The 25,826-nt window shown below is 39.1% G+C and carries 20 protein-coding genes; 12 read left to right on the top strand and 8 right to left on the bottom strand.

Annotated elements, in window-relative coordinates:
- Positions 1-121 precede the first annotated feature (121 nt).
- From ACLKML_RS19365 to ACLKML_RS19330, 8 genes are all read right to left on the bottom strand, one after another.
- The gene (locus ACLKML_RS19365; RefSeq protein WP_413284602.1) at positions 122-1,252 is read right to left on the bottom strand and encodes a glycosyltransferase family 4 protein; all 1,131 of its coding nucleotides are present in this window, start codon (positions 1,250-1,252) and stop codon (positions 122-124) included.
- A gap of 108 nt (positions 1,253-1,360) precedes the next feature.
- A complete protein-coding gene (locus ACLKML_RS19360) occupies positions 1,361-2,551 on the bottom strand; it encodes a glycosyltransferase family 4 protein (protein ID WP_413284601.1) in 1,191 nt (396 codons plus the stop codon).
- A gap of 6 nt (positions 2,552-2,557) precedes the next feature.
- The gene (locus tag ACLKML_RS19355; RefSeq protein ID WP_413284600.1) at positions 2,558-4,438 is read right to left on the bottom strand and encodes an XrtA/PEP-CTERM system amidotransferase; all 1,881 of its coding nucleotides are present in this window, start codon (positions 4,436-4,438) and stop codon (positions 2,558-2,560) included.
- A gap of 9 nt (positions 4,439-4,447) precedes the next feature.
- Positions 4,448-5,950: an exosortase A gene (gene xrtA / locus ACLKML_RS19350; protein WP_413284599.1), complete on the bottom strand. Its 1,503-nt coding sequence runs from the start codon at positions 5,948-5,950 to the stop codon at positions 4,448-4,450.
- Positions 5,943-7,193, bottom strand: a complete 1,251-nt coding sequence (locus ACLKML_RS19345) for a TIGR03087 family PEP-CTERM/XrtA system glycosyltransferase (protein WP_413284598.1) — start codon at positions 7,191-7,193, stop codon at positions 5,943-5,945. Before ACLKML_RS19345 ends, xrtA begins: the two co-directional genes overlap by 8 nt.
- Positions 7,194-7,205: 12 nt before the next feature.
- Positions 7,206-8,249, bottom strand: coding sequence for a FemAB family XrtA/PEP-CTERM system-associated protein (locus ACLKML_RS19340; RefSeq protein WP_413284597.1), 1,044 nt, complete (start codon positions 8,247-8,249; stop codon positions 7,206-7,208).
- On the bottom strand, positions 8,215-9,096 hold the full coding sequence (locus tag ACLKML_RS19335; protein WP_413284596.1) for an XrtA system polysaccharide deacetylase: 882 nt from the start codon (positions 9,094-9,096) through the stop codon (positions 8,215-8,217). Before ACLKML_RS19335 ends, ACLKML_RS19340 begins: the two co-directional genes overlap by 35 nt.
- 109 nt (positions 9,097-9,205) lie before the next feature.
- On the bottom strand, positions 9,206-10,627 hold the full coding sequence (locus tag ACLKML_RS19330; RefSeq protein WP_413284595.1) for a TIGR03013 family XrtA/PEP-CTERM system glycosyltransferase: 1,422 nt from the start codon (positions 10,625-10,627) through the stop codon (positions 9,206-9,208).
- A 611-nt stretch (positions 10,628-11,238) separates the two neighbouring features.
- Between ACLKML_RS19330 and ACLKML_RS19325 the strand changes: the two genes are divergently transcribed.
- The 12 genes from ACLKML_RS19325 to ACLKML_RS19270 all read left to right on the top strand — a co-directional run bounded on the left by ACLKML_RS19325 (position 11,239) and on the right by ACLKML_RS19270 (position 25,810).
- Positions 11,239-11,919 (top strand): XrtA/PEP-CTERM system exopolysaccharide export protein, encoded by a 681-nt coding sequence (locus ACLKML_RS19325; RefSeq protein ID WP_413284594.1) that lies wholly within the window; start codon positions 11,239-11,241, stop codon positions 11,917-11,919.
- 18 nt (positions 11,920-11,937) lie between these two features.
- Positions 11,938-13,548, top strand: a complete 1,611-nt coding sequence (locus ACLKML_RS19320; RefSeq protein ID WP_413284593.1) for an XrtA system polysaccharide chain length determinant — start codon at positions 11,938-11,940, stop codon at positions 13,546-13,548.
- Entirely contained in the window at positions 13,548-14,498 is a 951-nt protein-coding gene (locus ACLKML_RS19315; protein ID WP_413284592.1) for an XrtA-associated tyrosine autokinase, read from the top strand. The genes ACLKML_RS19320 and ACLKML_RS19315 overlap by 1 nt, the downstream gene beginning before the upstream one ends.
- Complete coding sequence (locus tag ACLKML_RS19310; RefSeq protein WP_413284591.1) at positions 14,455-15,927, top strand: TIGR03016 family PEP-CTERM system-associated outer membrane protein; 1,473 nt, start codon at positions 14,455-14,457, stop codon at positions 15,925-15,927. The genes ACLKML_RS19315 and ACLKML_RS19310 overlap by 44 nt, the downstream gene beginning before the upstream one ends.
- Before the next feature lie 2 nt (positions 15,928-15,929).
- On the top strand, positions 15,930-17,090 hold the full coding sequence (locus ACLKML_RS19305) for an XrtA/PEP-CTERM system-associated ATPase (protein ID WP_413284590.1): 1,161 nt from the start codon (positions 15,930-15,932) through the stop codon (positions 17,088-17,090).
- A gap of 228 nt (positions 17,091-17,318) precedes the next feature.
- On the top strand, positions 17,319-17,768 hold the full coding sequence (locus ACLKML_RS19300; protein WP_413284589.1) for a low molecular weight protein-tyrosine-phosphatase: 450 nt from the start codon (positions 17,319-17,321) through the stop codon (positions 17,766-17,768).
- Between the two features lie 657 nt (positions 17,769-18,425).
- Entirely contained in the window at positions 18,426-19,835 is a 1,410-nt protein-coding gene (locus ACLKML_RS19295; protein WP_413284588.1) for an undecaprenyl-phosphate glucose phosphotransferase, read from the top strand.
- A gap of 44 nt (positions 19,836-19,879) precedes the next feature.
- Positions 19,880-20,443 (top strand): polysaccharide biosynthesis/export family protein, encoded by a 564-nt coding sequence (locus tag ACLKML_RS19290; protein ID WP_413284587.1) that lies wholly within the window; start codon positions 19,880-19,882, stop codon positions 20,441-20,443.
- 61 nt (positions 20,444-20,504) lie between these two features.
- Complete coding sequence (locus ACLKML_RS19285) at positions 20,505-22,700, top strand: GumC family protein (RefSeq protein ID WP_413284586.1); 2,196 nt, start codon at positions 20,505-20,507, stop codon at positions 22,698-22,700.
- A gap of 64 nt (positions 22,701-22,764) precedes the next feature.
- A complete protein-coding gene (locus ACLKML_RS19280; RefSeq protein ID WP_413284585.1) occupies positions 22,765-23,574 on the top strand; it encodes a WecB/TagA/CpsF family glycosyltransferase in 810 nt (269 codons plus the stop codon).
- A complete protein-coding gene (locus ACLKML_RS19275; RefSeq protein ID WP_413284584.1) occupies positions 23,574-24,716 on the top strand; it encodes a glycosyltransferase in 1,143 nt (380 codons plus the stop codon). The genes ACLKML_RS19280 and ACLKML_RS19275 overlap by 1 nt, the downstream gene beginning before the upstream one ends.
- Positions 24,713-25,810: a glycosyltransferase family 4 protein gene (locus ACLKML_RS19270; RefSeq protein WP_413284583.1), complete on the top strand. Its 1,098-nt coding sequence runs from the start codon at positions 24,713-24,715 to the stop codon at positions 25,808-25,810. The genes ACLKML_RS19275 and ACLKML_RS19270 overlap by 4 nt, the downstream gene beginning before the upstream one ends.
- Positions 25,811-25,826: the final 16 nt, after the last annotated feature.

The raw sequence follows: 25,826 nt of genomic DNA, 5'->3' as shown, positions 1-25,826 counted from the left end.
TGTCGTTCACTAATTAAGATTTGTAGTTTACTGAGAAAAGCAGCTCTTACATCGAGCTGCTTTTTAAACGAATAAATATGTGCTTAGTGATTGACGATATTACTTATTTGGCTGATTTTGATTAATCAGCCATTAGTTCGGTAATCACCTCAACGTTTTGTAACCAGGTTAATTGCAGATCGGTGATCGTCTGATGAGCGTTGTGTTGTAAATTTTTACGTAATTGCGCGTCATTTACAATGGTTCGGATTGAATCAATCATGTCACTTTGGTTTTGGTTATCAAACAATAACGCATTGTGATTATGGGTGAGTAACTCTTTAATATTATCGGTGTCTGGTGCAACAATCGCTTTGCCCTTGGCTAAATATTCGATCAATTTTAGTGGTGAACACCAAGGCGTAACCGCAGATTGAATAGCAATATCGATTTGATCTAACCAATGCGGCATATCAGTTCGTTCCACCAGACCAGTGATATGGAAGTTATCCTCAATACCAAGGTTAACTGCATGTTGCTGAAGTTGTTCGGCAACAGGGCCGTCACCGACGATTAAGAACATCAAATTTGGATTATTCTCGTTGGCGATGAGTGTCATTACTTGATCAAGTTTGTGCCATTCACGACAAAAACCAACGAATCCTATGGTTAATTTATCACGAAATCTCTGATCGCGATTGTTGTCTGTTGATGGAAAGAATCGGCTGCGGTCGATGCCATTATGTAACACGGTGATTCGAGAAGAGGGGACACCCGCTGCAATGACGTAGTTAGATAACACTTTAGTGACTGGCAACACATGATCGGCATTGCGCCATGTATAAATCTCGGTCCATTTTGCTAGCCAATCTAAAGTGATCCCACCATATTTTTTGCGTTCATCATATAACGGAGAATTTACTTCTAGGATAAGTTTTAGGCTAAACAGCTTTTTAGCCCATATCCCCGAAGGTAAAAAGAGATTACATCGTTCATAAATGGCATCTGGACGATGTTTTATAATGGCCAAGCATAATTTAAAAAATACATAAAAAGCATAAGCAAACTCTAGTAACTCAGAGACGAACCTTGGCACGCTTGAACGTATTTTCGATACCCAGCCACCGTCACTACCAAAGTCTCCTTTTTCGGCAACCTCTGGTGCAACAATTATAACTTCGTGCCCAAGAGCTCGCATAGCTTTAATAATTTCTTCGACATGTACATATTGTCCGTCTTTGGATGCAATGCGGTGGTGGTACAAAATTTTCATTTTTATTCCTGACATCTTATAGTTAAATAATGATAAGTTAGTAACGTTAGCTTAATCAGTACATTGAATCAGCTGTCTATTAATAGTTGGCTTGTTTTGAGAATAGGCCTAATAATGTTCAGCAATAATAGAGTCAATTAGCTGCTTTTTATTGTCGATGGTTTCTTGCCAAGAAAATGTTTCAGCGTATTTTCTGGTATCGAGTCGTGTCAGTTTTTTATCCAGTACGAGTTGTATTTTTTGGGCGATATCGATTGGATTGCGCTCAACTAATACGCCTGCGCTTTCTGTTTTAACCACTTCTGGCGTTCCCCATATGTTTGTTGCTACAACAGGGGTGCCACATGCCATCGCTTCCAGCAACACATTAGCCCATCCTTCACGACTAGAGGCTAAAACCATTAAATCACAAGCGCCATAATATTCAGCGAGTTGTGATTGGCTAATGCTGCCTAAAAAAGTCACTCTTGAGCCTAAATTGAGTTTTTGTACTAATTGCTGCAAACTTTTCTGCTCAGGACCATCGCCCGCAATTAATAAGGTCAGTTTAGGTAAGTGGCTAAGCGCTTCGATAACTAGATTGTGTCCTTTACGTTCAATTAAATGTCCTACTGAAATAATAATAGAGTTATCAGTGGGCAAATTAAGTTGTTCTCTTAACTGGTGTTGTTGTGTTTCATCTGAAAATGAAAACAGCTCAAGGTCGACACCATTGCGTAAGGTTGTGACTGTAGCTGGCTCTGCGCCTAATTTTATCATTTCTTGTCTAAGAGCTTCACACACAGCAATATTATGATTACTGTCTTGCAGTACTTGTTGTATTTGCCTTTTTGGCTTATCAAATTGAGGGATAAGGTTAATATCTGTTCCGCGAGCAGTGACAGTAAAAGGTTTATTAAGCCTTTTTGCCACATTAGCAATGGCAATACCATCGGGATAAAAATAGTGACCATCAATTAAATCAAAGTCATAACCTTCTTCCAGTAGCTTTTTCGCTTGCTGATAAATGGCTTTTTCTAAGGTAATAGGCGTTATTGTCATGCCAATTTTGGGTACCACTAGATAGCGCGGATGATAGACGTGCATACCATGCCTTTCTTCAACCATCGGCGCTTTATTAAACTCAGCATAGTGGCCAAACATTTTATGTGAAAACGGAAAGTAAGGGATCGGAGCAATAACCTTAATTTCTACATTTGGGTACTGTGTTCGCAGATGACGTAAACGTGTCTCGACAAAAATTCCATGTTTAGGGTTGTTTTCATACGGAAAAAGTGTGGTTATTGTTAGTAATTTCATGGTTAATTATTGCCGATTCAAGAATTGAGAAAACATTAATAAGCACCATAGAGCATCGCCATGATCACTTCTTCCATTGGTGTGTTCGTTAACCATATGGGTTAAATTTTTGGCATCAAAATAGCCGCTGTCGAACATTTTCTCTGACAGCACATTACTTCTTAGTTTGTCTTGTAAAGGCCCTCTAAACCATTGTGATATTGGAATACTAAAGCCCATTTTAGGTCGGTATAAAATGTCGCTATTAACATAAGGTTCTAGCGCTTTTTTAAAGGCAAACTTACCTTGATTACCGCGTATATTATCTTGATTTTGAATAGAGAATGCCCATTGCATAAAGTTGTGATCCAATAATGGCGCACGGACTTCTAATGAGTTTGCCATGCTTGCACGATCAACTTTGGTTAGTATATCGCCAGGAAGCCATGTTTTAATATCTAGGTATTGAATCAGCTTCAAAGGGTCATCAGTTGGCGCATTAGTGGCTTGCTTCTTGATGATCTCTAAACCAGTATACCCGTCAAGCTGCTGTAAATATTCTGGCTTGAATAAGGCATTCCTTTGCTCGAGACGCAATCTAGACATAGTATTGCCATAGGCTTCTACCGTGTTCATAGCCAATGATTGAAACGTAGTTTTTGCTCTAAGATACCGTGGCGCCCAATCTGCTTTTGGGTAAAGATTTCCAAGCGTTCCGAACAAGGGTTTACGAATAGAGTAGGGAATACGCTCACGTAATCTACTTTCATTCATTTGCAATCGATGGCGACGATATCCAGCAAAGATTTCATCGCCACCGTCACCGGAAAGCGCTACTTTTACTGATTGCCTGGCGAGTTTACATACTTGGTAGGTTGGCAAGGCAGAACTGTCGGCAAAAGGTTCATCATAAATATCGATTAGCTGATCAATAAGGCTATGTTCGTCAGCGGAAACTATCTGCGACACATGATTGGTTTTGTATCGACTTGCTATCTGATTAGCGTATTCGGTTTCATCAAACGCAGCTTCATTGAATCCAATTGCGCAAGTGTTAACCGGGTCTTGTTGTTGGCTAGACATTAATGCAACGATTGCACTTGAATCCACGCCACCAGATAGAAAAGCTCCAAGTGGAACATCGGCTAACATGCGTAAACGTACGGCTTCTTGTAGCTGCTCGATTAATGAATCTTGAGTATCTTGCCAAGATAGGCCGCTTTCTGGTGCAGCAAGATCCCAGTATGGCTTTTGCTCAATAGGACTTTCTGGAGACATTAGTAAATAGTGCCCCGGGTTAAGCTTAAAGACGTTTTTGAAAGCGGTGTAAGGATCAGGGATATAACCGTACATTAAAAACTCTTCGGCCATTTCGGTTCGCAAGGTCGTGTCAACGTCTGGGTGAGCTTGTATTACTTTTAACTCTGAGCCAAACACCAGTTGTCCGTTCGCTGTTTTTGTATAGTAAAGCGGCTTTTTACCTAATCGATCTCGAGCAATGAAAAGTTGTCTTTTGTTGATATCCCAGAGCGCAAAGGTAAACATGCCTCTAAATCGTTCTAGACAGTCTGTTCCCCATTGTTCCCATGCATGAACAATAACTTCAGTATCCGAGTGAGTAGAAAAAATGTGTCCTAATTGACTGAGTTCAGTGACCAATGATTCGAAATTGTAGATCTCACCGTTAAAGACAACGCAGACGGAATTGTCTTCGTTAAATACAGGTTGGTGTCCACCTGAAAGATCGATAATAGATAAACGACGATGAGCAAGGCCGACATTGTCATCAATATAATAGCCTTCATCATCGGGGCCACGATGCGATTGAACTCTATTTATTGCTTGTAATATGCCACTGTTTATTGGCGGCGCTTTATGTATATTAAAAATCCCTGATATACCGCACATAGTTGATTCCTATTTCTTTTTAGCGTCATTGGCTAGCCAATTTTGTGCCAGCACCAATAGTTCGTTTTGAGACAGTTTTTTACTAGCAATAGCGTGTATTTCTGAATAGCCGCCATTGCCTGTGATCAGCTGATAGGCTTTATAAAGCTTGAGTTTAATTTTGCTATTGGAGCAATAATTGTTAATGCAGTGCCAATAGATAATGTTCATGGGTTGGCCTAGATGATTCACTGTCTCAATATATTTAACTTGGATGTTGTTTTCGTTATCGACTAGCTGCACGTCGCTAGAGGAATTTAGTGACCAATGAGTTTTATCAAATAACTGATTTTCATAACTAATCAACTCGCCATCTAATTGATTTAAAGCGTACTGTGCGACAAAGTATTCTGTTTGAGTTTTTTGTACACTGGCATGGTTTTTTAATTGAGCTTTCGGATAGGTGATACCCCAATCCGATGAATCAATAACAGATGTCTGTTCAGGTATAGCATTAGGTGCACGCACTAATGTTTCACTTGTTGTGATCCATTTACTCCACTGTGAGGCAGTAATGAGTATCGCCACCAGTAAAATAGTCACCACGAAAACCAGCCGAGAAGCTTCTGGTTTTTTGGTTGCTGCCGAGGTTTGGCTATTACGCGATTGGTTCGATGATGTCTCTTTAGTTGAGGTTTGTTCGGATGAACTAGCTTTAGGTAAAGACGAAGGTTTGTCTGCAAATCGTAAAGCGGTAAAGAACATCAGCACAATGATAAGGCTAAAGAACACCCAACCGTATATTAAATGATCGGCACCGGTAGCTAGAGTCATATCACTAAGATGGCCAATAATAATGATCCCGTAGGCTCTAATTCCGTTGGCAATGATCGGAAATAAGCAAGAAAACAGAATAAATAACCCGCCTTTCCACCAAGTTGAGAAAAATAAATAAGCGAATAAGCTGCCTAGCGCGATACTAGAAATAAGAAAACGGATCCCTGAGCAGGCTTCTGCTACTTCGAATTGTCCGTTTGGAATGGTTAAAAATAGACCTTCTCGATAGATAGGAATACCTGTCCATTGTACTGCTATAACTGAGATGTCTGCGGTGAAGGATTGTAAATAGGGCACTAATTCTTCACCAAACGGAATGCAAAAGAGTAAGTACAAAATGGGGAAGAAATAGGCTTTGGCTAACTGGTTGCCTAATAAACTCCATAAAATCAGTTGTAAACTGACTATCACGGCAACATGTTCAAAGAAAGCTATGCCTGCAACGTCACCAATTAACCAAAGTAATGCGGGAAAAATTAAACTAATACTGGGGAGCCAAGCCGTCGATAAACGAAACTGTTGAAATTTTTCTTTTTCGCTCCAAACCAACCAAAGACTGATAGGAATAATTAAAAAGCCATGTTCGTAGGTTTTCGACTGGCTCCAAACCGTGACCATTCCGATGATTGAATCGTAATATACCCAACCCCAAACCAATAAAGGTAAGGTTAAACGTTTCATCAGTATACTAATCACGCGCATATTCCAAATAATTAAGTAGCGGAGCGAGTCTTGCGTCCCAGCTGAAATTTTGTTTTAACCAGAGTCGCGAGCTTGGTTTCGGTTGGGTATCTTGTTGTAATTTATCGATAACCCATTGAGCGGTTAGTTGCGGTTCACTGGCCAGCGTTACCCCTGCCTTGGGATAATCTTCGATACCTTCCATGCCTAATTCTGTGGTTAGAATAGAACGCTCCATTGACATCGCTTCGAGAATTTTATTTTGTATGCCTCGGGCAGTTTGCATTGGCGCTACCGCACCTTTTGCATTACTTATATAAGGTCGAATATCTTCAACTCGGCCGGTAACAATCACGCCTTGCTCTTGTTGTAAATTTAATACTTGTTTGGATGGGGATGATCCAACAATGTAGAATTTGCCGTCAGGCACTTGCTTTATAACGAGTGGCCATACTTCATTAACAAACCAAACTACCGCTTCTACATTAGGTCGATAACCCATAGCGCCAGTAAATACTACGTAATTGTCTTGCTCAATTGGATAACTTTCGTGCTTCTTTTGTGTCACTTGGTCACTTTCATTGGCAGCTTCTTGCTCGGCACTAGGGGAGAAGTATTCGCTGTCGATTCCATTACTTAGTGTACAAACTTTATGCTGTTGATCTGCAGCAAGCATGTCACGAAACATGGCACATTCACTGTCCGAAACAAAGCAACTCACGTCGGTTTTATTGGTAACATACTTTTCGTAGTCTGCGAGTTTTCTTTGCTCTCTGGCATAAACCCAGCGGACCAATCCTGTGCTTTTTTGTGCATATTGTCCCCATTTGTCAGAGTCGATATCGACAAAATGCATGACCTTATGGGCATGACGGTTTGATTCCGTTAAGGCAAATTGAGCGACACATGCTGAAAACATAAAGATTTTTTCAATCCCATTATCAGCCATAGTACGTTTTACCCATTTATGCATGTTAGGGCTATGGTAGTGCGGTATCGTCAGTGGTTTACCAGTAACAAATGCACTTAGGCTTTTTAATTTTGCTTGCAAAGGTGGCGCTTGGACAAAATGTGCTTCTTTACACATCGCTCTAACGTCGTCTTGATATTGATTGTCGAATGGGTCGTCAATAAAGCACCCAAGATAAACGTCATAGTGTTTGTTTAGGAACTTTAAAATATGGTATGCCGCAATTTTATCGCCTTTATTTGGCGGATATGGAATGCGATGACATAAATAGAGTAATTTTTTTTTCATAATATCCGCTTACTACCCTAAGTATTTAGACAGCATAGGGCCAACGAGTCGGCTCAATTGCAGTGGCATCTTCTGCCATAAATTAATAAACAATTTATACTTAGGGTTATTAGGCGATAGATTTGGTCGTTCTTTACTTTGCACTAATGCAATACGGTAATGCAGCTTGTCTTCTTGCATGCCCCAATGTTTTTTGTATTTGTAAGAACCGGAATCATCTTTGCTGCGACCGAAGTCAAAGCGAGTGCAGCCTTTTTCTCGCGCGATACACATTAGTTGATAATACATGTAATCGTTACTTTTTAAATCTCGGGCCTGTCTGTTTCCACCACCGTAATAGGGCAGTACTGTTTCTTTGTAGTAAAAACTCAACACACTGGAAACCGCTTGGCCGGTGTCGTCTCGGATAATTAGAGTTTCGCATCGGTCAGAAAATACACTTTTTAAGGAAGTAAAGAGTTTTTTACTAAATACGGGTGTGCCCAAATTACGCACACTTTCAGCATAAATGTCGTAACAGAGTTCGGGATCATCACTATTACTCCATGCTAAATCATTTTTTAATGAATGACGTATCACTGCGCGTTGTTTACGTTTTACTGAGGTTAAAATTTGTTCTGGTGTCTCTTCTATCGCGCAAGAAAAAGTAGAGTGGTGGCAATGTGCTAACCAAGGGCCTTCTATTGGCTGTTGCTCTTTATCTCGCAGCTCCACGTAATCAACTTTGAGCGAACAGCCTAGTTGATAGGCTTGTTGTTCTAATGCCATGCGGATCTCATCATCTTCAGCAATTACACCACCGTAAACACAAAATGGTGTTGAAACTAAAGCGTGACCAAATATAAAGCTCTTTTGCTCAATGAGTGGCAATACACCAACAATTTCATTATTACGCTCAGCGGTAAGGTAGTGATGTTTATGACCAAATACTGAGCGAGCAATTTCAATCCAACCAGTTAGATGGAAGAAACTCCCTTGAGCATGGTTATCAACGTACTTATCCCAGTTGGCAAAGTCTTGATCAGTTATTTTCCTGATCTTCAGATCTGCTATCATCTAATTGTCCATTTAGTTGGTAAACATTACTCATCGTGTCCCAATTGAAATCACTCAGAAGTGAGTTCAAACGGTTTTCCATTCGATGAAGATTCAAATAGTGCCGCACTTTTGATTTAAGCGGCGCGTTTTTCATCTTGGGTTGATCATGATCGATTTCCCAAGGATGAAAGTAAAAACTGTATGGCTTATTGGTTTCAGTCAAAAACTTATTAATAAGATACTTACTCAAAGCATACGGATATAAACGGAAAAAACCGCCTCCGCCAATCGGAATGCTTTTACCGAAACTGTTGGTGGTAGGGATGGGTATTTCAACAATGCCTTCTGGGCGTAGGTATTTGTGGCGAGGCCAATCTGGCGCGCCATATAAATCGTGCTTTACAGGGTAAGTGCTGCTGCTGTATATAAAACCAAGCTCTTTGAGAACTTGAAATGCCCATTCATTACTTGGGTCAATAGAAAAGCTCGGTGCTCGGTAACCGAGTACTTGTTGGCCAGAAGTATCTTCTAAAAATGCTTTGCTGCGGTAGACGTCTTGTTTAAATACGTCGGCCGTTTGCTGATTTGCTCTTTGGTGAGCGTAACCATGACTCGCCAATTCATGGCCTTGGTCAACAATATGCCTGACAAGTTGTGGGCAAGCTTCTGCAACCCAACCGAGCACAAAAAAGGTCGCTTTGACATCGTGTTGCGAGAATATGTCGAGTATTCGATGAGTACTTTTTTCTACCCGCAAAGGATACGTTGTGCCCCAGTCAGAGAAATTGACATTATTACTAAAAGCCGAAACTTGAAAGTAGTCTTCTACATCGACAGTCATGACACTACTGCTTGAATGTTTCATGAATGTTAACCTTCTAATATTCTTTTGTTGTTATAGTGGTGGTTATATTTACGTTTGTCGCTTTTAGCTACGCCATAGCTAGGCCCTGGTTTACTCCTAGCTATATTGGTTATCGGCCTTTACCAAACAAAATGATTTCCGCTGTTCTGAGTAGAATCAGTAAATCAAACAAAAATGCTCGATTTTTAATGTAATACAGATCATATTTTAGTTTTTCTAAAGCATCTTCTTGACTACTACCATATGGATATTTCAATTGTGCCCAACCTGTTAATCCTGGCTTTACATTTAGGCGATGATTGTAATAAGGAATAGAGGTTTCAAAATCATCAGAAAACTGAGGTCGTTCAGGTCTCGGCCCTACAAATCCCATATCACCTTTAATTACATTGTAAAGTTGCGGGAGTTCGTCGACTCGGTATTTACGAATAAAGTTACCAACTTTAGTCGTCCGAGGATCTTGTTTTACTGCCCATTGAGCACCATTTTGTTCGGCGTCTGTCCTCATACTTCTAAATTTATAGATATCAAACAGTTTGCCATTTAAGCCGGTTCTTTTCTGACTATAAATAACGGGTGCTTTCAAGCCTTCTTCGAATTTAATCGCGATAATGGTAATGATCATTAAGGGGAAGGTTAGGACGAATATAAACAAAGCTAAAGCGCAGTTAAATGCCCATTCAAATATAAGCTGAGCGGTGTTAGTCGTTGTGCGTCTACTGTATATCATCCACGATGGGTAAATATGATTAACTGCTACTTGCCCCGTTTCCTTTTCGACGAAATCAATAATATCGGTAACTCTTATCCCTAATTGCTTACATTTAAACAGTTTTTGGTTTGGTAGCACATTTCGTCGTTCATCAGACGCGATAACAATTTCTGCTACCTGATTTTTTGCTGCAAAGATTTCAAGTGAATCATCGAGTTCAATAATAGTTTCACGTTTTAAACCATCCTCAATACAGTCACCTTGCATTGCTACAAAACCAACAAACTCGATGCCAACTCGATCTGTTTTTCTACGCATACTTTTTTCGATTATAGTTGCACGTTTACCAGCACCTAAAACTAAAACGCGTCGCGAACCAATTTGTTTAAATTGTGTTTTACTAATAATGAACCGACTTAAAACGAACAGAAAAAATATGCTGATGAAGTAAGCTTCGTTAAAATAGCCAGGTAACTCTTTAATAACAGTAACTTTAATAATGATGGTTGTTATTAAGTAGGCGGAAGTAATACTAACAAAAATTCTTACAATGATGCCGTTGAATGTTTCACGTAACTTCTCGTTATAAAGCCCCACAGCAAATACGGTTAATAACACGGTAGGGATAACAACAAGTAACTGAACGAAAAATGTATGGTTAACATTATTCGTAGTGAAGGAATTAGTAGTCACTAATGAGTCAAAATAATTTATTAATACTGTCGCATTAATAAGAAATGTTGCAATTAATACAATTAAATCTGTTAAAATAATAATAACGGAACCGGTTTTTAGTTCACGAAAATGTGATTCGGCCATAGACACAATTCTCTACACTGTATGGAGTACCATTGATAGGTACCAATTTTTATAAAAATGATTAATGGTATCAATAAGTTAATTCGGAATGGGGTGTAAGTTAAATTTCACTTAACTTGTCTGTCACCTAATCCGTTATTTAAATAGGATAAGAGTAGACTGTCTCGCGATAACATTAAATTTAACTTTGCATTTTCGACAAAATAGTCTAGCGATAAATAGTACTGCACGTGCATTTCAACAAACTAACCACGCCTTAAAAACCAAATATTATTATCGTTTGCTAACTATTTCTAGAAACCAGCTATCCCTGTCCAGCTTTACTAATACAACTATAATCTGCATTAACATAAAATCAAATGCATATATTAACGTACTTCTATAGTTAAGTCTTTTATTAAACGTTTGTCTAGAGTAATTTTTAAATGCAGAGGTAATATAAACTTGAGTCGGGTGACAAGGAATTAAACTAATCGCCTGTATCGTAAAAAATAATATACAAATTATGTAATATCACGATAGTATTATACAACAAGTGATGGTTTGTGTTGAGAGATCAATTATTTCGACTAAAGTATAGATTAAGTGTTGGTATAAAATGGTAAACATGGATGAATATAAATCATATATTGGAGAATACTATGTTGCGGGTTAGCAGTTTATTGGGGTGGTTTTCGAGGGCAGCGGCAATATTCAGTTTGCTGTTCATTGTGGCTTGTTCATCTACGCCTTCGTCAGAATTACCGTCAGCAACGGTTCGAGCGTCTTTGACTGATAATATTGATGACTATCATTATTTGATTGGTCCGGGAGACGAGCTGAATGTTTTTGTTTGGGGCAACCCCGAAATTTCCAGCGTTTATACCGTACGTCCTGATGGTATGATATCTACATCGTTGGTTGATGACATAGAGGTATCAGGTAAAACACCAACAGAGCTGGCACGAGAGCTTGAATCTCATTTGAATGAATATATTCGAGACCCAATAGTTTCGGTAATAGTTAATGAATTTATTGGCCCATTTAGTGAACAAATACGCGTTATTGGCGAAGCGTCACAACCACAAGCAATTAGCTACACTGAAGATATGACCTTGTTAGACGTTATGATTCAAGTTGGCGGACTGACTGAATATGCCGATGGTAACGATGCTAGTTTAATTCGAGTGATAGACGGCAGGCACAAAAAATTCGCATTGAGGATGGACGACCTATTAACATTTGGTGAAATTGAAGCAAATGTAGATATTTTACCTGGCGATATAATTATTATTCCAGAAGCATGGTTTTAGAATAGGAAGTTAAAAAATATGCAGGAAATGTTAGATGATGTCCTTCAGTTGGTTCGAGGTATATGGTTAAAGCGCCGGTATGTTGTCATTATTGGCTGGCTATTATGCCCCGTTGGTTGGACTCTCGTTACTATGCTTCCGCCGCAATATACGTCAGAAGCTAGGGTATATGCTGATACAAGGTCGATTCTTCAACCTTTGTTGCGTGGTTTAGCAATACAGACTGATCCTACTAGAGAGCTGCAGTTGATGGCGAAGACGTTGTTGAGTCGTTCTAATCTTGAAATTATTGCTCGAGATATTGATGCAGATATTCGAGCGTCTACCAGTCAGGAATATGAAGCGATTATTGATGATTTAGAATCGAACATAAAAATTCGTTCTGCGGGAAGAGAAAATTTATATACATTAAGCTACATTGGGAATAATCCTGAATATGCAAAGGATGTAGTGCAATCGGCATTGAATGTTTTTGTTGAAAACACCCTCAGTGAGCAGAGGATTGATACCGATCAAGCCAATGAAATTATTGGTAGCCAGATAGCTGAATATGAGACAAGGCTTGTAGATGCAGAAGTAAAATTAGCTGATTTTAAACGCGAATATCGAGGCTTTATGCCGGGAAGTGGCACGGGATATTATTCGCAATTAGAACAAAATCAGACGGCACTCGAAGATACTCAGCTTGCTTTAAGCGAAGCTAAAACCAGGCTTGAATCGGTTAGAAGTCAATTATATAGAGAGGAGTCTAGGGCAACTGATCAGTTGTCTCGTGTGCGTACTAAGCACGACGAACGAATAGACACGTTACAAACTCGTTTAGATGATTTGGTATTTCGGTATACCGATAATCATCCGGATGTGATCGAAACTCGTAGACAGTTAAAGGTACTGGAAGAGTTGAGAAATAAAGATCTAGCCTCTTATTCAGTGAAAGAAATTTTAGTTAATAATGCGGTTTATCAAGATCTGAAGTCAACTGTCAACCAGCTAGATAACGAGGTTGCTTCACTTACTGTCCGTGAAAAACGTTACGCAGATAAAATTGCTGAGTTGCAACATAGGTTAGACACCGTACCAGATGTCGAAGCAAAACTAACGGCATTAACACGTAATTATAATATTACCAAAGAAAAATACGAGCAGCTCTTGTCACGTAAAGAGAGCGCGCAAATTTCTCAGAGTGTCGGTGATTCATCTGACGAGATTAAATTTCGTATTATTGATGCGCCAAGAGTTCCATTAAAACCATCGGGCCCACCAAGAGTGCTATTTTTAACTGTGGTGCTTATTTTTGGTTTAGGCAGTGGTGTTGCGGTTGCCTTTGGTTTAAGTCAGATTACTCCTGTGATTTCGTCGACCAGTCAATTACATCAAATATTGGAATATCCGGTATTGGGTGTGGTGTCCGCCAGTAAAGTATCTGGTCTTGCTGATAAAGCAAAAAGCCGAACAAGGTGGTTCTATCTATTCAGTGGTTCACTGCTAATGTTATTTATGGCGTTTGTTGCTATTAGTTCTTTTCCTGTAGCGCATGAACGATTAATGCAAGCCGTGACCGTTGTAATACAAGGGAGCGACCTTCTAAAAGAATGGTTTAGTGTTTTGATTCGTGAGGTGAATTTCTAGTGAGCACAATTGAAAAAGCGATGGGGAAGCTTAAAGACGCCCCAAAACAGAAAGATAATGTGTCACGTTTTGCTGATGAAGCGTCGGATTTAGGTCAACAACAGTCCGAGATGACCAATCACACCAACTCGATTAAAGCTGGCCAGCCGTTATCAACCGAAGCGACTCCATTTAGCTCTGAGCCAGACGACGAAAAAGAAAAGCTTTATATTGATCGGGCTCATTTGACTAGATTAGGCGTGATATCGCAAGGGAACGATATCAATGAAAGATTGATGAAAGATGAGTTTCGAACCATTAAGCGCAAGCTTCTTAATAGTGCGTTTGGTGGAAGCTCAGAATATCTGGCTAATGGCAATTTAGTCATGGTTACTAGCGCCAATATGAATGAAGGCAAAACATTTGTTGCGATAAATCTAGCGATGAGTATTGCCTCTGAAAAAGATAAAACAGTGTTGCTTGTCGATGCTGATGTTCTAAGTCCAAGTGTTGCTCAAATACTTGAATTTGGAGACAAACCAGGGCTTACCGATTATCTTCTCGGTAATGTTGACGATGTTTCTAAAATCATTTATCAAACATCAATTCCTGGTCTTAGGATTATGCCAGCAGGAGAATATCATGATTTAAGCAATGAACTTTTATCAAGTGATAGGATGGCTGCCTTAACTCAAGAGTTGGCTACTCGCTACCCTGACCGAATGATCGTGTTGGATTGCCCACCGATTTTAGGTGTGGTGGAAACCGTGACTTTATCGAGTTTAGTTGGGCAAGCTGCAGTGGTTGTCGAGCAAAATAAAACCAAAGTAGCAGACGTTAAACAGGCAGTGTCATTGTTGAATAGTGAGATGTCAATAGGGTTCATTATCAATAAAACTTTGAAGAAAGCGGATTATGGATATGGCTATGGATACGGCTACGGATATGGCGCGAAAGACAAGAAAGCCTAGTGTTTTTCTTGTTGGAATGATATCAACATTGGTGAGTGGCAATCTAGCGGCTGCGGATGTGCTGATTTCCCCTTTTGTGCAAGGCGGTGTGACCTTTACTGATAATGTTGACCTTTCTAGCTCTGGTCAACAAAGCAGTGAAATATTGACACTTACCGCAGGAATTGATCTTAATATTGACGGTAATGACGGCAACTTATTGTTGGCGTATCAAGCCAATCAGTTGGCTTATTCACATGATTCGAATGAAAACGAATTGTATAATCAGCTCACATTTACCGCTGATAAAGGCCTCTTTGATTCAGGCTTTGCTGTGGATGCTTTTGCGTCGATAGATAACATTGCTCGTTCTATTTTGCAAAACGCTAGTGAGGATATTTATACGGGCGACACAGTAGAGACTAAGTCTTTTGATACTGGTGTTTCTTATCAGAGTAATCCGACGGGTGTGGTGGATCTTTATAGCCGAATCGCTGGAGGCATGTATGCTTACGATGATGGTGAAGGCGATTACAATACGTACAGTGCTGTGATAGATTTTTCCGAAGGTGAGCGAATTAAAGACTATTTTTGGCAATTAAATTATTCTGGAACTAGAAATGTGGGACAAGAGAGTTCTAATCGTTCGAGTTTGCAAACTTTAGATCAAGAGTTGGGTATACAACGAGGTAAAGGGCTTAGCCCATTTCTACGTTCGTATTATGAGAAGTATTCTAGCGAAGCAAGCGATGAAACGACAGAGTTTTCAAGCTGGGGCATCGGTTTGCGCTACTACATTCATGACGACTCTTATTTAGAATTTAGTCGAGACTTTGCTCTGGATGACGATAGTGACGACTATTGGCAAGGTGCCGTGCATTTAAACCCGACGTCGCGTACATCTTTCAACTTTGAATATACCAATCGTTTTTATGGTGATGCTTATGAATTTAACTTAAGTCATCGTAGCCGTCGGTTAACTAATGAAATTAGCTATACAGAAGAAGTGACCAATTACGACCGTGATATTTTTGTTGAAGGTGAATCAATAGAAGAGTTAACACTAGATCGCCAATTGGCATGGACGACTACGTTGAACCTGCGTCGTAGTACGTTTTCTGTTCAGATTAGTGGTGGCAAAACATCGCCAATCAATGAGTCATCACTCAACTCAGACACCATAACATATGGCAGCCGTATTGAGCTGTCGCATAACTTGACTCGAAAAATGTCATTGTCATCAAGTTTTAGCTATGACTACTATCAATTTGATCAAGATGTGTCTAATCCACAGAAAGATTATTATCGAATTTTGGATCTTGGATTATCACGCCAATTTGCCCGAGATTTTTCTATGGACGTTACACTTACCCACCAGAATAAATCGTCTTCAGAAGACGATGGTTACAAAGAAAATAAAATTGATTTAAGTGTAAGGAAGAACTTTTAATTATGTATGAGTCTTATTTTGAGTTGTCAGGAAAACCCTTTAAGCTGAGTCCCGATCCGAATTTTTTTTATGCTAGCCCTCATCATGGTAAGGCGATTTCTTATTTGCGCTACGGCTTAGAATTGGGTGAAGGTTTTATTGTTATTACGGGACCTATCGGTACCGGAAAAACAACGATTGGACGCAGCTTGTTAGCTTCACTGAATGACTCTATTGTTGCTGCTCAAATTGCTACCAGTAGTCTGTCACCAGAAGAGTTAGTGAAAATGGTCGCAGCCGAATTTGGTATACAAGTAGAAGGACTCACTAAGGCTGATATTCTTATCAGGCTTGAACATTTTTTGGGCAATTTGCATCTCAAGAATAAGCGTGCATTGCTGATTATTGATGAAGCGCAAAACCTCTCTTCGGATACGATTGAAGAGTTAAGAATGTTGTCGAATTTTCAGGTGGATGATAAACCGTTGATCCAAAGCTTTCTGCTAGGACAAGAAGAATTAAAACCGATTATTGAATTACCGCAAATGGAACAGTTTAGGCAAAGAATTATTGCCTCTTGTCATCTTAAAGCCTTCTCAAAAGAAGAAACTCGCGACTATATATTGCATAGACTGAAACAAGTAGGGTGGGCGAATAAACCTGGACTACCGGATGTGATATTCGAGCCTATAACCAATTATACTCAAGGTATACCGCGTAAAATTAATCTATTTATGGATAGACTTTTCCTGTTTGCTTTTATGGAAAATATTACCGAGATTAATGTTGGTCATGTAGAAAGTATGATCAAAGAGATGGGAGGAGAATTATCCGGAAGCCTTCAAGCACCATCCGCAAAACAAGTGCGTAAACATACTAGCAGACGCAACGCGTTATCATTGTCAATAGATGGCGCGGATAGTGGTTATGATGTCTCTAAGCAGCATAAAATCCTATTTGATGTGACCCGTATTTTAGATGATGTAGTGTATAGAAAAACGTTGACTATAAAACATCTCGATAAACTGATTCGAGAGAAGCGGAAAATACTATCAAATTCCACTGACGATCCATTTGATAAACGCTTAGCCGAAAGTAAATTACCGGAAAATAAATTTGCCGATAGTGAATTAGCTAATAGGCACTGGTTTAAGCAATTAACTAAAGATCAACAATCAGACTGATTTTTATCTCATATCGGCACAGTTTGGTTGAAAAACATACTAGCGGCGGCTAAATGGTTTTCTTTTAACCATTTAGCTCAAACAAACCTTAAAAATCGAATAAAAACCAGATATTATGTTCGGTCCAAGTTACGCTTAGGTTCAATGTAACTTAAGCTATGATATGAAAGGCCTTGCCATTTATATGTTTCATTTACTGTTTTTATTTAATTATTTTAGGTGAGTTTCGTGCGTAAGAGTGTGTTAGTTATTTGTACCGGAAATATATGTCGCTCCCCCTATGCGGAATCAAAATTAAAGCAGTTATTACCGGGTTCAATTATTGAGTCGGCAGGCTTAGCAACTAAAGTTAGCCGTTTGCAAGGAAAACCAGCTAATGCGGTAGCGATTAAGACCGCTGAAGAAAACGACGTTGATATCAGTCAGCATAAAGCCAACCAATTGACTGATGAACTAGTGGATAAATACAATATTATTCTGGTGATGGAACAAGATCAGATGGATGAAATTATTGACAAGTTTCCTGCTGCAACACACAAAACCTTCTTATTTGGTCAGTGGATAGATGTAAATTGTATTGACGACCCTTATCGACAAGGTAAGCATGTATTTAGGTACGTGTTTTCTACCATAAATAAAGCCGCTGAAGAGTGGGCAAAAAAGTTAGCGTTATTTTAACGTAACCTTGTTGTATCACTCACATCCATTATTCATTGATTAATTTTACCAACTAATTCGTTACTAGTGTTACCACAAAAAGTAATCCTTTATAGTACAGCAGTAACCTTTCTGGTTTACTGTTGTTGTTTGTATCCGTTCCTCTTTTTTCTTAATTGTCAGCATCATATATAAAGTATTTATTGTTGCTCAGTCCATTTATTCTTCTAGCCATACACATCAAGTTATATCTACCTGCCATGTAATTTTAATACATGAATGAAAAAATAGTTCTTATACAAATGCTAAGTATTAAAGTGAAAATTTAATCTATTGAATAGCTTTAGTCATTTTTCATGTTTTACCGTTATTTAGTGGTAATTGTTACGTTGTTTGTTGCGCAATAGTTGTGGTTGTTAACATTTAAGTCTCATCTTTGAAACATAAGGTCAATAATCATACTATTCTGTTGAGTTTATGAGAGATACATCACACAATGGTTTTGTAGTTTATATACGGAAATTAAACACAAACTTTCGGCTAAGAATCGAAATTAGTTATATAAGAAGCAATAAAGTTTCTGATTATAGAATTGAGATGTGTAGTTGTTAGCGCATTAGGAGCTAAAAACCTAAGGGCGGTAGCGTACTTAAACGAGAGTTTTACTAGGGATTAATTATGTTGTATGTCGAACGGATTCGAAACTACGGAGAAGAAGCGTCTTCTGCCTACCGTATCTTTGATATTGCTTTAATTATATCGATTCTGTGTGTTTCTTCTATTATTTATATTGGAGAAGTTGACCACAGTTATTTGCTTGTCGCTCTCACTGCTGTCGCTTTGTTTACCGTCATTGCAGAGCTGACGGGTGTCTATCGTTCCGTCCACCCATGCCCACTGCGCGAAACCCTTGTGCTTATTTTTATTTCTTGGTTTCTTTGCGCTACTGCCCTTCTATTTACTGCCTTTATTTTTAAATCTACCGATGTATATTCTCGAGTCGTAATGGGGGCGTGGTTCTCTTTCACACCTATTACGCTAGTCGCTTGGCGTTGGTTAAATAAACAGGTGGTTAAGTTTTATAACAGAAACAATGACTATAAACAGAAAACAGTCATTATTGGTGCCACCGCATCAGGGTTACAACTTGCAGAAGAAATACAAGAAAATACAGATTTAGACTTAAAACTGATTGGTATCTACGATGATCGACCATTAGAGCGTCTAAATCTTGACCCTGAAGATATGCCCGTCATGTACAAAGGCTCGATTGATGACGCTTTACAATTGGCTAAGTCGAGCAGTATCAAAAATGTGTATGTTACTTTACCACTAGAAGCCTCTAAACGAATCAAACAAATACTGCATCATTTTAGTGATAGCGCGGCAAAAGTTCATATAGTACCTGATTTCTTTGTATATGATTTGATGCAAGCTAAATGGGGTAACGTTGGCTCACTAGCTACGCTTAGTGTTCATGATACGCCTTTTTATGGGTCAAGCCGTTTTATGAAACGGATACAAGATTTACTGATTTCCTCAATTATTATTTGCTTAATTAGCCCAGTACTGATTGCGGTTGCAATTGGTGTAAAACTCTCTTCTAAAGGGCCTATTTTATTCAAACAGCAGCGCTACGGATTGGATGGTCGTTCTATCTCTGTTTGGAAGTTCCGCTCAATGAGTACCATGGAAAATGGTGCGGTGGTGAAACAAGCCACTCAAAATGACCCTCGCGTTACCCCTTTTGGTCGCTTTATTCGCAGAACTTCTCTTGATGAATTACCACAGTTTTTTAATGTGCTGACGGGCCAAATGTCGATCGTCGGACCGAGACCTCATGCTGTTGCACATAACGAAGAATATCGAGGCTTAGTTGACAAGTATATGTTACGTCATCACGTTAAACCGGGTATTACTGGTTGGGCGCAAATAAATGGTTATCGTGGTGAAACCGATACATTAGATAAAATGGAAAAACGTATCGAGCATGACTTGATCTACATTCGAAATTGGTCTTTGTGGCTTGATATCAAAATTATTTTCCTTACGGCTTTTAAAGGTTTTGTAAGCAAGACCGCTTACTAAACATTTTGTTGTTATATCTTGTTGTATTACATATTGGGTGAAAAATGCACAAACAGATTTATAAACTGATCATACTTTTTTTTCTTTGTACTTCTGCTGTGTATGCCAATACAGGCTACGTATTATCAGCAGGGGATACGATTCGTATTTCAGTTTATGGTGAGGAAGATTTGACCTTTGAAGAGCTTATTATCGACAGTAGCCAGAGTTTTGATTTTCCATATTTAGGTATTCTCAGCACCAGAGGTAAGACATTAAAGCAAGTTCAGCAGATGATTACCGACGGATTATTGGGTGATTATTTAGTTGACCCTAAAGTGAATGTTAGCATTATCAAATATCGCAATGTTTATGTTAATGGTGTGGTGAACAAACCCGGAGCGTATGAATATCAACCTGAGCTTACTGTTGAAAAAGCCATTACATTAGCCGGTGGGTTTATGGCCAAATATCGCAAAACCAAAGGTATTTATTTAACAAAAAATGAAGAAGTAAAAGGGCTAAGTGATGATCAAATTAAGAGACTATTAAAAGAGCGTGAAACCGTTTCTGTCACCGAAACAGTTAATCCTGGTGACACAATTTATGTGGTTAGTTCGTTTTGGTGATTCGACTTAGTGCAGGTCCCGTGGGTTACTACTTTAATTTAATTACTTATTTAGGTTTTTCATGCAACAGATATTAGAAGAAAAAAAACGGTCAACTGAAGAATTAGTAGACTTGTCGCATTATTTTAAATTATTGAAAAATAGTTGGTTTTATATTCTATTGTTTACAACGCTAGTGACTGGCCTTGCTGTGTTGGTGGCATTGTCTCTTACGCCTAAATATACTGCCACCGCGACATTGCTGATCGAAGCAAAACAAAAACAAGTTGTTTCTATTGAAGACGTGGTGGGAATTGATAGCACTCAAGCCGAATATTACCTTACTCAGTTTGAAATATTAAAATCTAATAGCATTGCCGAAAAAGTGATTAAGTCACTAAAACTCGATGAAATTCCGGAGTTTAATGCAACACTTCGAAATGATAAGTCAATATTAGATGATATCAAGGCGTTGCCACTGATTGCTTCACTGCTCAACAAAAAAGCAGTGAAAGCACCGAGTGAAGAGGCAGTTAGACAATCAGTCTTAGGTACGTTTAAAAGTAAATTATCGATATCTCCTTTACGTAAAACCCAGTTAGTTAAAATTAGCTTTACCTCCGAAGACCCAAAACTTGCGGCGCAAATTGCTAATGCGGTTGGTTACGCTTATATAGATATTAATTTGGAAGCACGTTTATCCGCCACTCAATACGCCTCGGGGTGGATCACTGAGCGTTTAACTGCGTTGAAGTCTGAACTGGCAAGTTCGGAAAAAGCGTTATCAGACTTTTTAGTTGAAGAAAAACTTATTGATGATAGCGGAATCGACGCACTGGCTAGTCAAGAGTTGTCTAACCTAACTACGCGCTTATCTGAAGTACGTGACCGACGTATTGAAGTTGAATCTGCTTATACGGCTCTTCGAACAACTAATGCTACGGATATTTCGGCTATCTCCTCTATCCCGAGTATTTCATCTCATCCTCAAGTAATTTCTATTCGCCAAGCTGAAATTGAAGCCACTAATGACGTTCAACAACTTGCTAAACGCTACGGTCCTAAGCATGACAAAATGCAAGAAGCTATTGCTAAGTTAAAATCTGTACAGGCTCAATCGAGTAGTATCATTAAGAAACTTATCAACGGTATAGGCAAAGAGCTGCAAGCCGTTCGTAAACAAGAAGCGTTAATTTCTTCCGAAATTAATAGTCGAAAAGGTGAGTTTCAACAGATTACTTTGAAAAAGAGTCAATACGAAGCCTTGAAAAGAGAGGTGGAAACGAACAGAAACGTATTGAATGTATTCTTAAATAGACAAAAAGAAACCACGGCCACCAGTGATTTCCAATCGGCCAATGCACGTTTTACCGATCAAGCGCTTATTCCTCAATTCCCTAGTGCACCGAAGAAAAAACTCATTGTTGCTTTGGCTATTGTCGTAAGTCTTGGCTTTGCGGTAGTAATGGTCTTTATTGTTGACGCGATGAAAAATACCATTGAGTCGATGAAGAACTTTGAGGATAATTTTGGCTTGATGCCTTTAGGTGGATTACCAAAAATTAAAAGCAAAAAATTTAGGAAAAAGCCACTCGATAACAGTCTCTTTTTTGATTCGAAGTATGGCGTGTTTATTGAGTCAATCCGTTCTATACGTACTTCGCTTATGCTTAGCTTGATGGACTCTGAAAATAAGAAAATTGCGATTACTTCATCTGTAGCAGAAGAAGGTAAAACAACTTTGTCTATTAACTTAGCAATGTCCTTTGCTAAAGTAGAAAAAGTACTATTAATTGATTGTGATTTACGTAAACCTTCCATTGCTTCGCGTTTTGGTTATAAAAAGTACCAACAGGGGCTTACCAATCATCTATTGATGGGCTCACATTTAGATGATTGTCTCCTGTCTGATGAGCAATCTGGCTTAACGATTTTGCCTGCGGGTATGGTAACTCCAAATCCACAAGAGCTACTAAGCTCGAAAGCGTTTGCCCAATTATTAACGACATTGGAAAGCAAGTTTGACCGAATTGTCATTGATACGCCTCCAACTTTGCCCGTGAGTGATTCTTTAATTGTTAGTCAGTTAACGAAATCAGTGTTGTTAGTTACTAAAGCAAATTCAACTAAGCAACAAGTTGTTCGAAGCGCGATATCGAAATTGCTTGCTCACCATATAAAAATTGACGGGGTAGTGATTAATCAGGTTAACGCAAAAATCGCTCTGTCTGATTATGGTTATGGCGAATACAGTCAGTACGGCGACGCTGCTAACTAGCGCACTTAATTGAAGTGGATTCGTCTACTTTATCTTTTTAGAAAATAACAATTAGAAGTTGGATATGAAAAAAAGTAGACGCATTCTAGGGTTAGAATTCTGTACGGAAAATGTAGATAACATAGTGGATATCATTGTTAATGAACAAGTGCTTAGTACTCGTGAAGACCAACGGACTTTAACTCAGCAGCAATCGCCTAGAGAATTGCAGCTATTGGTCACGCCGAATGTCGACCATGTTGTTACTATGACAAAAGACCCGCAGTTTAAAGAGTTATGTCAAAATGCATGGTTACTTACCGCCGATGGCTTCCCCGTAGTGAAACTGCTCAGATATTGTGATGTGGATATTCCAGGACGTATTACTGGCGCTGATTTATTCCCAGCGATAATGGATAGACTTACCGTTGATGTCCATAGTCCATTTTTTGTCTGTTCTTCTACTCAAACTGCTGAGTTTTTGTCTAATTGGCTTAACAATAATGGCTTTTCAAACGCTGAGCAGCGTGTGGTTGTCCCCGATTTTGGTTTCGAAAACGATCCGTCGTATAACCAACAACTTATACAACAGATTAACGCATTAGATACTACGCATCTGTTTTTTGGTGTTGGTGCTCCTAAATCAGAAAAATGGATGTATACCTATCGAAATGAGCTTCCGAACATGCTTGGTTTTGGTTTTGGTGCAGGGCTGGATTTTTTTGCTGGTGTAAAAAAACGTGCACCGCTATGGGTACAAAATATTAAAATGGAATGGTTTTGGCGTTTATCTAGCGAGCCTAAACGTCTTGCTAAACGATATCTTGTTAACTCTTGGGTGTTCTTAGGCGTTGCATTAAAGGAAATGAAACAGCACAAAAGGGGCTTAAGTTAATGGATTTTCACAACGATAGACATCCTGATTTAATTATTGATTGCACTCATTTGGGACGCCATACCACTGGATTAGAACGTATCACAGAAGAATTGTTTTCTGCTGAAGCTCTGTCATTAGAGAGGCAGTCTGCTGATAAGTTTACTAGTGAAGACAGTATTGCCAGTAAAGAGGGTTCGGCTCAACCAAACGACAACAGTAAAATTCAACATGTCCGAGGTGGAAATATCGGGTTGATGATAATCCAGCAGTGGTTTGGAATGGTCATTGGGGCATTGCGTCATACGAAAGCCATTGTGATTACTCCGGGCTTTCCACCTAGTATTTTATTGTCGTTATTAACTGGTAAGAGAGTTATTCCCTATATTCACGATCTGTTTTTGTTAACTCGCACTGAAGAGCTGAATTTTAGAGCAAAGTATTACATGAGGCCGTCGCTTGCTTTTGCCGTTCGACATTTAGACACTTTTTTTGTTAATTCGATAAAAACCAAAAACGAATTGATACCATTTTGTAAAAAAGATGCTGAAATCATTACTTATCGACCCAAAGTGAGAAATGTTTTTGCGGTCGAAAATAACCACTCACGCTATGAAGAGTTTGAGTTAAACAAACTGAAAATACTAATGATTGGTACCGTGGAACCTCGTAAAAACTATTCAGGGGCAGTCCGCTTATTCAATGCCTTGCGACAAAAATTAGGCGACAATATAGAGTTACATATTGTTGGTCGTATAGGGTGGGGAGAAGATGCCGATCTGCTTCAATCGACACAAGGTATCGTCTGCCATGGTTACGCAAGCAGTGACACAGTAAAAGATCTTATCGCTCAATGTTCATTCTTTCTTTCTACATCACATGATGAGGGGTTAGGGTTACCTTTATTAGAAGTTCAATATGGCGGGATTGCCGTAGTAGCATCTGATATCGAAGTTTACCGTGAAGTGCTAGGCAGCAGTGGATTGCTGATTGATTTAGATAAGGTTGACCACGCAGTCGAGCAAATTATTACTCAGTTTAGCGATCCAACTTGGCTTGCTACTGCAGCAGAACAATCTTGTGCAAACGTGATGTCTTGGAATCAAGAAGCGGAAAAAGACCAGCATGTTGTTTTGCAACGATTAAAAGGACATAAATCGTGAATAAAAAGCCGGTTATTTTAGTCAATCATCTTTTGGAACCAGGCAACAAAATTTCTGGTATTTCCAATTATCTATTTTATCTGTTGAATAAACTCCTGGATAGTGAGCAATTTACTTATGTAATGCTAACTTGTTGGGATGAAAATAAGTTACCAGATATGTTAAAAGGAAAAGGACTGACGGTGGTTACCTTGCCGTATATTGAGTCTACCCCGAAGAATATCTTGTCCCAGTTTAGCCGAGTAAGGAAGTATGCTCGCCAATATAAGGTGGATTTGGAGTTTAATCCAAATCCTTTAGCTGGTATCGATGGACCCGGAATGCCTCCGTTAGTTAATGTGGTTCACGACTTGTATTTTGATGTTTCTCCTTCGTCATACAAATTTCATCATCGTCTTTGGTGGAGAATGTTTTTTCCATCGACCTTAAAGAGAGCAAAAAAAACCATTTGTGTATCTAATAATACTCAAAATGACCTGATTAAATACCATGAAAAATTTCGACATAAAACGACGGTCGTGAAAGAAGCCGCCTGTTTGAATGGTGAATTTGTGCATCGGGAAAGAGAAGACTACGGTTTATTCGTCGCAAGTGTATCACCGAATAAAGGGGCGGAAGTTCTCATTAGAGCGATGAAGCTACTGGAATATCGAGGTACACCAGTAAAGATAATTCATACGGGAAGAGATCCTGTCGGATATTTAACCACGTTTGCTAATCAATATGGTCTGAAAGAAGGGCCTTTTACTGTGGGTTATTTATCAGAACAACAATTAGTCGAAAAATACTCTAAAGCTAAATTTTTGGCCTTTCCGTCGTTTTACGAAGGATTCGGATTACCAGTATTGGAAGCGCAGAAATATGGTGTACCAGTTATTGCTACCGATATTGCGGTACTAAGAGAAGTGGCAGGGCAAGGCGCTCAGTTTTTTCCATTAGGCGATGCAGAAGCGCTTGCTGACTCGATAGCAAATGTAATCAGTAATCCAGAACAGTTTGAAGACTTATCCAATAAAGCCACTCAAAACGAATCTCAGTTTAGTTGGACTAAAGCAGCGAAGCAGACGGAACAAGTATTTTTGAATGCAATCTAAAGAAAGTTAGGGAAAG

The sequence above is a fragment of the Vibrio sp. MA40-2 genome, assembly GCF_047302445.1.
In the GTDB taxonomy this organism is placed as follows: domain Bacteria; phylum Pseudomonadota; class Gammaproteobacteria; order Enterobacterales; family Vibrionaceae; genus Vibrio.
The sequence above is the reverse complement of the archived record's forward strand: the minus strand, read 5'-3'. Positions and strand labels throughout refer to the sequence as shown.